Source organism: Dongia mobilis, from assembly GCF_004363235.1.
In the GTDB taxonomy this organism is placed as follows: domain Bacteria; phylum Pseudomonadota; class Alphaproteobacteria; order Dongiales; family Dongiaceae; genus Dongia; species Dongia mobilis.
Genome location: NZ_SNYW01000013.1, coordinates 221625 through 235612, shown reverse-complemented (window position 1 = coordinate 235612; position 13988 = coordinate 221625). Strand labels below are relative to the sequence as shown.

Below are 13988 nucleotides of genomic sequence, written 5' to 3'. Positions count from 1 at the left end.
AAGGCGGGGCCCCCGGGCCCCGCCTTTTTCTTTTGTGGATTGCCGGACTCGCGGTCGACGCTCTAGGGTGGTGCGCCGGATGAAATGACAGCCAGAAATTGCCGATGACCGCCAGCGCCCCCGATTCCCGTTCCTCCGATTCCCGTTCCCCCGAATCCCGGCCCACCGTTTCCCGGCCCGCCGATCCGCGACTGCCCGTCCGCCCGCGCCGGGCCTGGGTGATCGTCCTCCTCACAATCCTGGCGCCGGGGCTGGGGCATCTCCATGCCGGGTATTGGCGCTTCGGCATTGCCAACTGGGTGGTGATGGCGGGGACCGGGCTTGGCCTGGCGCTGGCCTTCCATCTTGTCTGGCCGGGGGCGCTCGCCTTCTCGCTCTGGTTCGGGTTCAACCTGCTGGTGCTGCTGGTGGCAATGACCGGCGCCGTGCGCCTCGCCCGGCGCGACCACCGCTTGCGGGCGGACCGGCCGCTGCCGCGCCCCTGGCAATATGGCGCGTTCATCCTCGGCGCGCTCGCGGCGGGTTTCGCCCTTGCCCAAATGGCGCCGCCAAGCGCGGTGATCGAGGCCTTCTCCATCCCGACGCGTTCCGGCCTGCCCAATCTGGTGCCGGGCGATCGCATCCTTGCCGCCAAATCGCCCGCGCATCGGGCGGTGCTGAGGCGCGGCGACCTCATCCTCTATGCGATGCCGGCGGATCCGGAGGCTACCTTCATCCACCGCCTGATCGGCCTGCCGGGCGATGTCCTCGCTTTTACGGCGGACGGCCACCTCACCCTCAATGGCGGGCCGCTGCTGGCGCAACCCGCCGGTCCGCCCGCAGAGGCCGCCGGCCTTGGCGGGCGCTACCAGCTGTTCCGCGAGACGCTGCCCGGCGGGGACGATGCGGCGCCCGGTTCCGTCACCTATCTCATCCGGCGGAGCGAGGGTGTCGCCCGCGACCATGGCAGCTTCACCGTGCCCGAGGGGCATGTCTTCGTCCTCGGCGACAATCGCGACAATGCGATGGACAGCCGCGTCATGGGGCCGGTCGCGATCGGCGACATCGTCGGCATCGCCAGCTTCGTCTACTGGCCGGGCGATGGCGGCGATTTGGGGCGCGACTGGTCGCGCCTCGGCCGCTCGCTGTTGCCGGAACTTGAAGCCGGCGCTGCTGTTCCCTAAGAATCAGCCCATGACCAGCGAACGCGCCCTGCTGCCCTTCCACCTGCTGCCCTTCCGCCTGCTGCCCTTCTGGCGCCGCGCCTGGCCCTGGGCGCTGCTGCTGGCGGCCTGCCTCGCTGTCGCCTTCTGGCTGCGCTATGGCCTCATCCAGTCGACGCCGATCGGGCTTTCCTGCCTCGATGCCGCCACCGCCCCCTGGTATTGCGGCCCGCGCGAGGTGCTGGTGCGCTTCAACATGTGGGCCGGCTGGTCCTTTGCGGCGCTCGGCTTCGGCGTGCTGGCGCTGCTGACGCGCCATCGCCTGGCCATCGCCCTCGGCCTTGCCGCCGGGGCGCTGGGCCTCGTCCTCTACAATGCCGGGCCGGCGGCGGGCGGGCTCATCATGGCGCTCTTCGCCCTGCTCAGGCGCTAGGGCATCGCGGCAACAAGCCCTCTCCCTGCAGGGAGGGTGGGGGTCAAGCCCCAGCGATGACAGGATTGGCCGGGGCGCGGCGCCAGGCGCCGGCGAGGCCGAGGGCGAAGGCCAGCAGGATCGCGGCGAAGGCCAGCGCCTCGGCATTGTTGAACCCCTCCCACCAGGGCAGGAACAGGGCGCAGCCCAGGAAGATGGCCGAGAGCAGGCGCTCCTCGCGGCCGTCTGCTATCGCGCCCAGCAGCCGGCCGGCGCGGCACTGCAACACCAAGAAGAGGATGGCGGGAAGGCCATAGGTGGCGAGCGGAAAGCCGCGATAGCGCCCGTCGAAGCAGAGGGCGAGGGCGACCAGCGCGGCGCCGCCCAGCACAAGGGCGCGCAGCAGCGCCACCAAGGCCAGCGGCGCGGCGCGGCGCCGCGGCGCCCGCAGCCAATCCGTGGCAGCGGCCAGCGGGGCGGTCGCCAGCTGGGCCGAGCCGCGCAGCGCCAGCGTGAGGACCAGCAGCGATTGCAGGATCAGTGCCGCCTCGATCGCGGCATCAAGGCGGCTGACGGCGATGAGGGCGGCGCGTTCCAGCTGCAGCATGATGGCGCTACCGCCGGCACCGGCGAGGACGGCGCCGAGAAGGGCGCTTGCGAAACCCTCTCCCGCAAGGGGCGAGGAGGAAGGCAGGCGGAACCGCGCGAGGCCGAGGCAGGCAAGGCCGATCAGCAGCGACAGCCCGGCCTTCCACGGCCAGTCGGGATGGTTGCTGACCGGGCCGGTCCAGTCGAATTTCGCCATGCGCGCGCCGTCGAAGACGCCCCAATAGCCGCCCACCGCCCCTTCCTGGTGGCGCTTCCAGGGCTGGTCGAAGGCCTCGATGATGTTGTAGTCGATGCCGCGCGCATCGACGTCGCGCATGAAGAGGCGCAGATATTTCGCCTGCTCGGTGAGGCTCGGCACCGCATCCTCGCGGGCGCGCCCGGCCGAGGGCCAGCCGGTCTCGCCCACCATCAGCGCCTTCCCCGGGAACTGCGCCTGCATAGTCTCCAGCACGAAATCGAGATGCTGGATCGCCGCCTCCGCAGGGGCCGGGTCGTCCTCCCAATAGGGCAGCAGGTGGATGGTCAGGAAATCGACCGCGTCGACCAGGGCCTGCGGCGCCTTCTGCCAGAAGCCCCAGACATCGGCGTAAGTGGTGGGGAGGCCGGTCGCCGCCTTCACCCGCAGCACCAGTTCGGCCAGGGTCTCGCCGCTCTGCTCGCCCCTGAGCAGCACCTCGTTGCCGACGATGATCGCCTTGATGGCGGCGGGGTGCGCTTGCGCCAGTTCGATGGCGCGGGCGATCTGCTTCTCGTAGAGGGCGGCGTCGCTGCCGACCCAGATGCCGAGCAGGACCTGCATGCCGCGCTCGGCGGCCAATGGCACGGTCGCATCGATGCCCTGATCGGTCGCATAGATGCGGATGCAATCGGTGACCGGCTGCAGGCGGTCGAGATCGGCGGCGATCTGCTCAGGGGGAATGACGAGGCTCGGATCATAGGGCGTCTGCGCGCCCTGGAACGGCGTGTAGGAAAGGCAGGCGAGCTTGGGGCTGGGGGCGGGCGGCAGGTCGATGCCGCGCCCGATCCAGGCCCAGAAGCCGATGCCGAGGGCGGCCGCGACAGCCAGCGCCACCAGCCAGCGCAGCGGCATCGGCATGTCGCCGCTCACGCCGCTTCGCGCTGCGGGCTGGGCGACTCGCCGCCCGGACCGTCGGGCAGCGGGTGGCCAGAACTGCCGGGGGTGCGGCCATCGGCCAGCGCGATGGCGGCCTGCAGCGAGGGCTGTTTCGGCCGCCGGCCGCGGCCGAGGCGGAGCGCATTGATCATCGAGAGCACCAGAGCGGCGCCGAAGGGCAGCGCCTGGACGAAGCAGAGCACGGCCCAGAGCTGCGCGTCGCGCTCGACCCAGCGTTCGTGGAGGGTGAGGAGGCCGCAGCCGATGAGGGCGAGGAAGACCAGCGTCTCCTCCCAGGCGGTGACGATCCCGCGCAGGGCCGCCGGCGCGTTCTCCATCTTGGGCGTGCGGTGGAAGGGCAGGTTCGAGGTGAAGATGCCGCGCCACACCGCCTTGCCGACGGCATAGGAGAGGGCGAGGCCGGCGAGGCTGGCGCCGAGATTGTCGAGGAACGAGCAGGGCACCTTCTCGGCATAGAGCCAGAAGGATTTCCCTACCTTGAAAAGGAACATGCCGATGGTGACGAAGAGATAGAGTGCGAGCGGCGGGGCGATCACCTGGGGATAGAAGATCATGCCCAGCGTCCACAGGATGGCCAGCGCCACGAAGGACAATTGCAGCCCGTCGGCGATCCAGGGCAACCAGCCGGCCATGAACTGGTAGCGCTGCGAGGGTTCCAGGCGCTTGCCCGTGAAGGGCATCAGCTCGCGCCAGTGTTTTTTGAGGATCTGCATCGCGCCATAGGCCCAGCGATAGCGCTGCTTCCGATAGGCGTCGAAACTGTCCGGCATCAGGCCGCGGCCATAGCTCTTCTCGGTATAGATGGCGCGGTGGCCGTGCTCGAACAGGCGCAGGCCCAGCTCGGCATCCTCGGTTATGCACCACTCGCCCCAGCCGCCCACCTGGGTGAGGGCCTGGCGGCGGATGAGGGCCATGGTGCCGTGCTGGATGATGGCGTTCTTTTCGTCCCTGGTCTTCATGCCGAGATGGAAGAAGCCGGCATATTCCCAGAAGCAGAGGCGCTTGAAGAGGTCCTCATGGCCGTCGCGGTAATCCTGCGGCGCCTGGACCAGGGCGACCGAGGGGTCGGCGAAATGCGGCACGAGGTCGGAGAGCCAGCGGGGCTTCACCACGTAATCGCTGTCGATGGTGGCGATGATCTCGGCCTCAGGATGCGTCACCGTGAGGGCATAGTTGAGGGCGCCCGCCTTGAAGCCCGGCCATTTCGGCAAATGGAAGAAGCGGAAATTGGGCCGGTTGAGGCCGTTGATATAGGCCTCGACCGGCTTCCAAACCGCCTCGTCCTTCGTGTTGTTGTCGATGACGAGGACCTCGAAATCGGGATAGTCCAGCCGCTCCAGGGCCTGGATCGTCTCGATCATCATGTCGGGCGGCTCGTTGTAGCAGGGCACATGCACCGAGACCTTCGGCACCCGCCACGAGGCATGCAAGGGCGGCGGCACCAGGCGCCTTCTGGTCTGGCCCAGCCACAGATTGACCGCCATTTCGAGGCCCTCGATCAGGAAGATGGCGAGCAGCAGGACGAAGGCCGGCGCCACGGCGGCCAGGGCGATCAGATCGTAGATCGAGAGATAGAGCTGGCTGTATTGCGCATAGATGAGGACGGCGGTGAGCACGCCGCCGAAGCCCAGCAGCGCCACGAAGAAGCGGCCGCGCCGCGTCATGCCCAGTTCCGAGCGCAGGATGATCAGCACGAAGGGCAGGCCGATCGCGACCGTGGCGATGGCGAAGTTCTGCCAGCCGGCGAAGTTGATGAGGGTTCCCTCGAGGGCCGGCTTCAGCTGCCGCTCGGCGTTCCACAATCCCCAATAGGCGCCCACACCGCCCTCGGTCTTGATCTTCCAGGGCTGGTCGAAGGCCTCGATGATGTTGTAGTCGATGTTCTCCTTCTTGGCTTCCAGCAGGAAGCGGCGCAGGAACAGGCCCTGGTTGACCGGCGAGGCCTCGGCGCCGCCCTGGTCCTGGTATTCGGCGGGCTCATCGGGCAGCGTGTTGCGGGTCAGGCCCTCACTCGGCCAGCCGACTTCGCCGATGAGGATGCGCTTCTCCGGGAAGCGCTGCCGGATCGCCTCGTAGCGCTCCATGGTCCATTGCACCGCCTGTTCCGCATTGATGCCGTTCCAGAAGGGCAGGATATGAACGGTGATGAAATCGACCTCGTCGGCCAGTTCCGGATTCTCCAGCCACAGATCGAAGGGTTCGGCGGTCGAGACCGGCACCTCGGTCTCGGCGCGCACGCGCCGCAGATAGCCGATCAGCGATGCCTTGGCCTCATCGAAATCCATGGTCTCGCCGGGCTCGCGGTGGCGGTGCAGGAATTCGTTGCCGACGATCACCTGGTTGACGCTGCCGACGTTCCTCGCGGTGGCGATGAGGGCGGCGATCTCGCGCTCGTTCGCCGCCTGGTCGACATCGATCCAGGCGCCGGCGGTGACGGTCAGGCCCTGCTCGTCGGCGATCTCCGGGATGCGGCCGCTGATGCCGGCCGATTCATAGGTGCGGATGGCGCGGGTCTGGCCGGCGATGACGGCGAGATCGGCGCGGATCTCGTCGATGGTGGGGTCGCGGCGCTCGAGCGCCGGGCTCTGCCGCCAGGCGGCATAGGAGAGGGATTTGAGATCGCCCTGGAACGGGTTCTCCTCGACCGGCCGGTTCATGACGAACCAGACAGCCGCCACCATGACGGCCACGGCGAGGCCGATGAGCCAATTGCTGAAACGCATGAGAGATCCGTCATCCCGGGAAAAGCTTCGCGCCGAAAATCGGCTCTTCCCGACATTTTTGCAAGTGCTCCCAATGGCCGGGCACGACAAGAAAACGTGAGTTATTGGGAATAGTTCCGTGGTGCTGCATCGCAAGAAGCAGCCGCGCGCCGGGTCCTGAGCAGCACCTCTATGGCTGGGGGGTCGGCGCGGCCGGTCAACTCAACTGCTTGAAGCGCTCCATGGCCTGGATCAGGGCGGCGCGGGTGCCGGGCTCCATCGCCGAATGGCCGGCATTGGGAATGACCTGGTAATGCGCCTCCGGCCAGGCCTGGGTCAGGTCGTCGGCCGAGCGGATCGGGCAGACGAGGTCATAGCGCCCCTGCACGATCACGGCCGGGATATGGCGGATGCGGTCGACGTGATCGAGGAGGAAGTTCTCCGGCAGGAAGATGCCGTTCTGGAAGTAATGCGCCTCCATGCGGGCAAGGCCGAGGGCCAGCGTGTCGCCGGAAAAGGCCGCCACCGTCTCGGGGCTGGGCAGCAGGGTCGAGCAGCTGCCCTCATAGACGCTCCAGGCCCGGGCCGCCGGCATGTGGATGGCGGGATCCGGGTTCATCAGCCGCTTGTGGTAATTGCCGAGGAGGTCGTGCCGCTCGTTCTCGGGCAGGAAGCCGGCAAAGGCGCGCCAGGCCTCCGGCGCCAGCTCCTGCATGCCATAGAGGAACCACTGGATCTCGGACTGGCGGCAGAGGAAGATGCCGCGCAGTGCCAGGCCGCGCACCCGCTCGGGATGGAACTCGGCATAGGCCAGCGCCAGGGTCGAGCCCCAGGAGCCGCCGAAGACGAACCATTTCTCGATGCCGAGATGGCGCCGGAGGCGCTCGATATCCTCGATCAGCAGCGGGGTGGTGTTGCTGCGGATCTCGCCCAGGGGCGTCGAGCGGCCGGATCCGCGCTGGTCGAAGATGACGATGCGGTAATGGCGCGGATCGAAAAAGCGGCGGTGGCTGGCATTGGCACCGGCGCCCGGGCCGCCATGCAGGAAGACGACCGGCACGCCGACCGGATTGCCGCTCTCCTCGAAATACATCGTGTGGATGTCGTCGAGGGGCAGTTCTCCCACCCGGAAGGGCTCGATCTCGGGAAACAGGTCCTTGGCAGCCATGATGGCGGGCGAACTTTCTCGAAAGTGGCTTCTCGACGCTGGCGGAGAGCGGTTATAGCACGCGGAACCGTCCCGGATTCAACGGGTTCCGGGAGGATCACGCCAAGGCGGGAAAGTGGCCGGCGCCGGCCTTCACGCCTGCGTGAGGGTGAAAAAACTGGCCGCCGGCGCGTCCGTCCAAGGTAATATCGGCAGCAATTCGAGACCCAACGATTCCGGAGTGCCCGGCATGCGCGCCAAGCGACTTCTCCCAGCCCTCGCCCTCGCCACCATCGCCGCCCTGGTCACGGGCTGCATGCAGGCGCGCAGCCCCGCCACCGGGCGCACCTTCATGACGCCGGTCTCGGAATCGCAGGAAGCCGATATCGGCGCCAAGGAACACCCGAAGATCATCGCCGAGTTCGGCGGCGTCTATGACGAGCTGCCGGCCCTCAACCGCTATGTCGATTCGGTCGGCCAGTTCGTGGCGGCGACGTCCGAGCGGCCCGAGGTCAAATACACCTTCACCCTGCTGAACTCCCACGAGATCAACGCCTTCGCCCTGCCCGGCGGCTATATCTACATCACCCGCGGCCTGCTGGCGCTGGCTGTCAACGAGGCCGAGATGGCCGGCGTCCTCGGCCATGAAGTGGGCCACGTCACCGGGCGCCACACCGCCGAGCGCATCGGCGCGGCGCAGCAGGCGCAGGCCGGGCTGATGATCGGCACGCTGCTGGGGGCCATCCTGGGTGGCGAGCAGGGCGCGCAGATGGCGGGGTCGCTCGGCAGCGAGCTGGCCGGCGGCTATCTCGGCCAGTACAGCCAGTCCCAGGAATTCGAGGCGGATTCGCTGGGTGTGCGCTATCTGAAGCGCGCCACCTACGACCCCCAGGCGATGGCGAGCTTCCTCGCCGCGCTCAATGCCCATACCCGCCTGCAGGCGCGCCTTGCCGGCAACGAGGCGGCGGCCGATGCCTATAACTGGAAGCAGAGCCACCCGCGCACACCCGAGCGCGTGCAACAGGCGATCGCCCAGGCCGGGCCGGCCGACCCCAATGCCATGCTGGCGCGTAACGAATATCTGAGGCAGATCGACGGCATGCTCTATGGCGACGATCCGAAGCAGGGCATCGTCCGCGGCCGCGACTTCCTGCATCCTGACCTCCGTTTCGCCTTCACCGTGCCGCAGGGCTGGCGCATCAAGAACCAGCCCGATGCCGTCATCGCCCAGGGCCAGAACGGCGCCATGATCTTCGACCTGGCGCCGGGCAATGTCGGCGACCTCGCCACCTATGTGCAGAGCCAGTGGAATGCCAAGGCCAAGGTGGAGAACGTACAGCGCATCAATGTGAACGGCATGGAGGGGGCGACCGGCACGACCCGGGGCAGCATCAACAACCAGCGGGCGATCTTCCGCCTGCTGGCGGTGCGCTTCGTCGACAACAAGGTCTATCGCTTCCTGTTTGCGGCACCCGAGAGCGCCTTCAATGCGCAGGAGGGCAATTTCTCGGCGACGGCCAATTCCTTCCGCCAGATCTCGGCCGGCGAGACGGCCGGCATTCGGCCGCTGCGCATCCGCCTCGTCACGGTGAAGGCGGGCGATACGGTCGAGGGGCTTGCCAGCCGCATGGCGGTCGAGGAGGCGAAGGTCGAGTGGTTCCGGGTGCTCAATCGGCTTGACGACGGCCAGCCCCTGCAGGCCGGCCAGATCGTCAAGATCGTCGGCTACTGATCCGGCCCCGTCCCGATCGCGTCATGGCCCCTTTCATCCGCCTGCCCATCTGGCTGGTCCTGGCGCTGACCTTCGGCGGTCTCGCCACCCTGGCGATCGCCGCCGTCACCTGGGGCATCAGCGTGATCGCCGCCGACAATACCGAGGAACTGCTCAACGCCATCGCCGGCCGCGAGTTGCGCACGCTGGAGCAGTCGTTGCAGGCGGAGCTTGACCCGGCCCTGCAGCAGGTCGCCTTCCTCGCCAGCTATGTCGCCGAGGGAAAGGTCTCTGCCCTCGACGACCAGCGCCTGACTGATTTGCTCATGGGTTCGCTCTCCGCCTCGCCGCAGATCAACGGCGTCAGCTTCATCCGCCCGGACCTGCAGACCCTGGTGGCCGGCCGGCAGGTCAATGACGAGCCCTTCTTCAGCCGCCTGATCGACGGCCGTGGCGATGCCGAGATCGAGCGTGCCCTGGCCGATGGCCAGCGGGCGCGCAAGCCGGAATGGGGCCGGCCCACCTTCATCACGGCCCTGCGCGAGCCGCTGATGACGGCGCGGGCGCCGGTCCATATCGACGGCGCGTTCGTCGGCGTCTTCACCGCCGTCGTCTCGCTGCCGACCATATCGCGCCGTCTGGTGGACGCGGCGGTCAACCCCACCGCCATACCCTTCGTGCTGATCGATGACGGCATCGTCTTCGCACATCCCAATCTTTTTCTGGGCGATCTCGTCTTTACCGCCGAGCAGCCGCTGCCGCGCTTCGATCAGGTGGGCGATGCGGTGCTGTCCCACTTCGATGCGCGCCAGGCGCGCGTGACCGAGGTCGCCGCCGGCCGGACCGCACCCGTGCAGGAGCAGAGTGTCGGGGTCGGCGAGGGCCAGCACCTCATCATCTTCAAATACGCGCCGGCACTCCTCGGCATGCCAATGATCATCGGCGTGCATCTGCCCTATGCCGAGGTGGCGGAGGTCTTTGCCGCACTGGAGACGGCGCTGTTCGGCGCGCTGGTCGTGATCCTGATCGCAATCGTGCTGGCTCTGGTGCTGGGTCTCCTGATCGGACGGCCGATGCGGGCGCTGGCGGAGGCCACCAGCCACCTGGCGGCCCTATCCTTCAACGAGGCGCCGACGCTGCGCCACAGCCGCTTTGCCGAGATCGACGTGGCGGCGGACGCCTATAACCGCATGCGCTCCGGCCTCGGCTGGTTCTCGACCTATGTGCCGCACTCGCTGGTGCCCCTCCTGATGCAGCCCGACAGCGAGGAGAAGCTGGCCTCGCGCGAGGTCGAGGTGACAGTGCTCTTTACCGATATCGTCGGCTTTTCCGGGATCGCGCAGCGCCTGAGCGCACAGCGCCTTGCCGCCTTCCTCAACCGGCATTTCTCGCTGCTCGGGCGCCATATCGAGGCGCAGGGCGGCAGCATCGACAAATATATCGGCGATTCCATCATGGCCTTCTGGGGCGCGCCGGAGGCACAGCCGGACCATGCGACGCGCGCGGCGCGCGCGGCGCTTGCCATCGCCCAGCATCTTGCTGCCGACAATGCGCGGCGGGCGCGCAAGGGTCTGACCCCGGTGCGCGTGCGCATCGGGATTCATACCGGCCGGGCCATCGCCGGCAATATCGGTGCGCCGGGTCGGATCAACTACACCCTGGTCGGCGACACGGTGAACATCGCGCAGCGCCTCGAACAATTCGGCAAGCAGGTCGACGACGGCCTGCGCTCGGCGGTCATCTCGCTTTCGGCCGATACCGTGCATCGGTTGCCGCCCGATCTGCCGGTCACCTCGCTGGGGCGCGAGGTGCTGCCCGGCCGTGCCGAGGCGACGGAGATCTACCGCCTCGGCAACGGCGCCTAGCCAGGCGGCCGCTGCGGGTCGGAGATCGGCGCAGACCACCAGGGTGACCGGCGACGCTCGGAATAGATGTCGCTGAGATCCTCAAGATAGAAGTAGTGGTAATCCGGGCTGGTGGCCTGGAAAGGAAACACGCCAAAGGCGATGAACAGCCGGGTGCCTGATGGCGTCGGCCAGGTGTACTCGCCCATTTCCGGCTGGCCGCTTTGCGCGATCCGCCGATAGAGCGTATCGAAGAAGCGCGCGGCGGGCTCGGTCTCGCCCTGGAAGAATTCGTCGAGATAGCGGCCGGTCAGGTTCGACCCGGCGAGGGAATCCGATCGCGTGCCGACCAGGCGATAACGCAGCCGGTTCGTCTCCGCCTCCATCTCCACGATGTGCAGGCTGGGGACCAGCTTTGGCACCGCGGTCGGATCGAACTGGTCGCGGTGCGGTATGGCGCCGTCGGCGAGGGCGCGCCAGTACAGATAGAATTCCCACACCAGTGGGCTATCCACTTGTCGGTCGTTGCCAGTCAATTCCTTAACCCGATCGACAAAGAAGTGGCCCGTCGGTCTATGCTTCCACCAGGTCGAGGACCTCGCCGCGTGGATCGAGCAGGGCTGCCAGGGCCTTGCCACCGTAGCCGCAACCGCCGTCCAAGGTCAAAGTGAAGGTGCCCGCCGCCGGCCCGCCATGCTGCCGGTCGAAGCCGCGCACCACCTTCAGGAAATCGCCATAGGGATGGTTTGAGAGGCTGCCAAAACCGGCGCTGCCCCACCACAGTGAATCGCCCTGCGCGGAAAGCGGGCGGTCCGGATCGAGCCCGGCATGGACGAAGAGCAAGCCCATATCGGCGGTATAGGCGGCGCGGCGGATGCTGGTCATCAGCGCGGCATGGCCGGGCCTTGCCTGTTGCGCCGCGCGCAGCGAATTGGTCCAGCGGGTGATGGCGACGGCGCCTTCGCGGCAATGGATGATGCCCTCGGCCGGGTCGCCGCCATAGGCGCCGATCGTCGGGCCGACGCCCTGCTGCAGCATCCAGGGCAGGACCTCGCGTGGATTGGGGGCGAATTGCAGTTGCAGCAGCTTCGACCACATCTCCTCCTGCTGGCCGCGCAGATAGGCGATGTCCTCGGGGAACATGCAGGGGCGAGCCAGGATGTCGCGGCGAAACCGGATGATCTCGTCCAGAGTTCCGGCAACGTCGGGACCGTGGCCCATGAAACCGCCCAGGTAGACAAGCCGGTCGGTCGCCGGCTCGAACTGATCGCCGATATAGTGATGCAGGGCGGCCAGCCGGGCGCTTTCGCCATGGACCGGCGAAATCGTCCAGATGCGGCCGGCCTTCTTCAGAATGGCGAATTTTTCTCTTTCGGGCATGCAGCAGCCGTGCCTGGCGAATCGGGCGATAGCGCACAGCATAGCATGCCCGCGCACCCGATAAGATCGGTGCGCCTCGCCAAGCTGGTGAAGGAGGAGATACTCCCCGCGAGGGGCGAAGGGACGCGCGCGCAAACGGGCGGGCAGCGATCAGGTGGCTGGAAAAATCCCCCGACGGATGGGCCGGAAGGGGATCCGGTGTCCATCCGTCGTCAGCGGTCGCGCCGCTCGGGGAGCCTCTCTGAGGAGAGAGCCGGTAAATTGCGTCCGGTCGGCGTCCGTCAGGCCGCCTTCATGACCTGATGCAGGCGTTCAGTCGCCGCTTCCTCGTCCATGCCTTCGATGGCTGCGAGTTCACGGACCAAGCGGTCAAGCGCCGCCTGATAGATCTGCCGTTCGCTGTAGGACTGGTCCGGTTGGTCGGCATTGCGATGCAGGTCGCGCACGACCTCGGCAATCGACACCGGATCGCCGGAATTGATCTTGGCCTCGTATTCCTGGGCGCGGCGCGACCACATGGCGCGCTTCACGCGGGAACGGCCCTTGAGGGTCTGCAGAGCGGTCTCCATGACCTTCTTGCTGCTGAGCTTGCGCAGGCCGGAATTCTTGGCTTTCGCCACGGGGACGCGCAGGGTCATGCGGTCCTTGTCGAACAGGATGATGATGACCTGAAGCGCGTGGCCAGAGATTTCCTGGCTTTCGATGCCCATCACCTTGCCAACGCCATGGGTCGGGTAGACGACAAAATCGCCCTTGCGGAAACCGCTATCCTTGTCCTTGGCCGCGCTGGCCTTTTCCTTGACCGCGCCGGCTGCCTTCTTCGCTACTTTCTCGACCACGTCTGGCTCCATCTCATCCGATCACAGAACACCCAGCCTCAAATGCCGGCACCCGCAGTCCGGGCATCAAGGCGATCAATTCCGGTCCACAGCCTTTTCGGGCCAATATTGGGTCCGGTCTCTACCAGCGGCCTCAACCTTGCCGCCGTCCGCCGGCTGCCGACCCTGGAACATATAGGGTCCGCGCCGGTTCCTTGAACGGTTGCCCCCGCAGCCCAGCGGCGCCTAGGACGCATGGCTGCCGGTCCCGTCCGGGACGGCATTGCTTGTTGCCGCGATCCGTCACTGGCTTGGGCCACGGCAAAAAGAACCGTTCTCGGTTTCACCCTGGATTCCGAGTCTGGCTCTCACTCACTTGTAGGCTTGGACGGCGCGAAAAGATTAATCTTTCCAACAGATTCCGCCCCAACGACCTAGGTGTATTTTATAGCAAAAACCGGCCCCGAATTCAAGGAAAGGCAGGCATGCGCCGCGCGCAGTAGGCAGTCCTACCGGCGATAGCGTGAGCGGGCTGTGCGCCACCCAAATCTGGATTCACTATGGCTTAATTGCCGCGGCAAAGCGGCGCATTGGGACGGAAATCTTAGGCTTGCCCGCCGGCTGCGACAGACGGGCCCTCCGGGCCTACGCCTTGCCGGGATTGGGGTCGAAGAATTTCTCGAACTTGCCGGCGACACCCTTCCACTCGTCGGCATCGGCGGGGGATTCGCCCTTGCGGGTGATGTTCGGCCATGTCTGGGCATATTGCCGGTTCAAATCCAGCCATTTGGCCGCCTCCGGCTCCGAATCGGGCAGGATGGCATCAGCCGGGCATTCCGGTTCGCAGACGCCGCAATCGATGCATTCGTCGGGATGGATCACCAGGGTATTGGCGCCGACATAAAAGCAATCGACCGGGCAGACTTCGACGCAATCCATGTACTTGCACTTGATGCAAGCCTCGGTCACCACATAGGCCATGAACGCCACTCCTGAAATCCGGCCGACCCGCACCGGCTCGGTCCTGCCGACGGGTACGGACCGGGTTGCTCTGGTGCTGGACGGGTTCTTTGGCGCTAGCTAGCACA

Annotated in this window: 11 protein-coding genes; 4 read left to right on the top strand and 7 right to left on the bottom strand. The window is 66.9% G+C overall.

Features of this window, described 5'->3' with window-relative positions:
- Positions 1 to 104: 104 nt before the first annotated feature.
- Positions 105 to 1163, top strand: coding sequence for a signal peptidase I (lepB, locus tag A8950_RS18155; protein WP_133615092.1), 1059 nt, complete (start codon positions 105 to 107; stop codon positions 1161 to 1163).
- A 10-nt stretch (positions 1164 to 1173) separates the two neighbouring features.
- Positions 1174 to 1575, top strand: a complete 402-nt coding sequence (locus A8950_RS18150) for a hypothetical protein (protein ID WP_133615091.1) — start codon at positions 1174 to 1176, stop codon at positions 1573 to 1575.
- A 43-nt stretch (positions 1576 to 1618) separates the two neighbouring features.
- Here the strand turns inward: A8950_RS18150 and A8950_RS18145 are convergent, their stop codons facing one another.
- The 3 genes from A8950_RS18145 to pip form a co-directional block, all read right to left on the bottom strand.
- The gene (locus tag A8950_RS18145; RefSeq protein ID WP_133615090.1) at positions 1619 to 3271 is read right to left on the bottom strand and encodes a glycoside hydrolase family 17 protein; all 1653 of its coding nucleotides are present in this window, start codon (positions 3269 to 3271) and stop codon (positions 1619 to 1621) included.
- Entirely contained in the window at positions 3268 to 6021 is a 2754-nt protein-coding gene (locus A8950_RS18140; RefSeq protein WP_133615089.1) for a glycosyltransferase family 2 protein, read from the bottom strand. Before A8950_RS18140 ends, A8950_RS18145 begins: the two co-directional genes overlap by 4 nt.
- Before the next feature lie 196 nt (positions 6022 to 6217).
- The gene (gene pip / locus A8950_RS18135; RefSeq protein ID WP_133615088.1) at positions 6218 to 7168 is read right to left on the bottom strand and encodes a prolyl aminopeptidase; all 951 of its coding nucleotides are present in this window, start codon (positions 7166 to 7168) and stop codon (positions 6218 to 6220) included.
- A 229-nt stretch (positions 7169 to 7397) separates the two neighbouring features.
- Here pip and A8950_RS18130 point away from each other — a divergent pair, with 229 nt between their 5' ends.
- Together A8950_RS18130 and A8950_RS18125 are read left to right on the top strand one after the other, a co-directional pair.
- On the top strand, positions 7398 to 8879 hold the full coding sequence (locus A8950_RS18130) for a M48 family metalloprotease (RefSeq protein ID WP_133615087.1): 1482 nt from the start codon (positions 7398 to 7400) through the stop codon (positions 8877 to 8879).
- A 23-nt stretch (positions 8880 to 8902) separates the two neighbouring features.
- On the top strand, positions 8903 to 10723 hold the full coding sequence (locus tag A8950_RS18125) for an adenylate/guanylate cyclase domain-containing protein (protein ID WP_133615086.1): 1821 nt from the start codon (positions 8903 to 8905) through the stop codon (positions 10721 to 10723).
- Here A8950_RS18125 and A8950_RS18120 read toward each other — a convergent pair.
- The 4 genes from A8950_RS18120 to fdxA form a co-directional block, all read right to left on the bottom strand.
- Positions 10720 to 11202: a PAS domain-containing protein gene (locus A8950_RS18120; RefSeq protein ID WP_166645266.1), complete on the bottom strand. Its 483-nt coding sequence runs from the start codon at positions 11200 to 11202 to the stop codon at positions 10720 to 10722. The genes A8950_RS18125 and A8950_RS18120 overlap by 4 nt on opposite strands.
- Positions 11203 to 11275: 73 nt before the next feature.
- On the bottom strand, positions 11276 to 12082 hold the full coding sequence (locus tag A8950_RS18115) for a hypothetical protein (RefSeq protein WP_133615084.1): 807 nt from the start codon (positions 12080 to 12082) through the stop codon (positions 11276 to 11278).
- A 281-nt stretch (positions 12083 to 12363) separates the two neighbouring features.
- The gene (locus A8950_RS18110) at positions 12364 to 12921 is read right to left on the bottom strand and encodes a CarD family transcriptional regulator (protein WP_279513066.1); all 558 of its coding nucleotides are present in this window, start codon (positions 12919 to 12921) and stop codon (positions 12364 to 12366) included.
- 624 nt (positions 12922 to 13545) lie between these two features.
- Entirely contained in the window at positions 13546 to 13881 is a 336-nt protein-coding gene (fdxA, locus tag A8950_RS18105; RefSeq protein ID WP_133615082.1) for a ferredoxin FdxA, read from the bottom strand.
- Between the last annotated feature and the right edge of the window lie 107 nt (positions 13882 to 13988).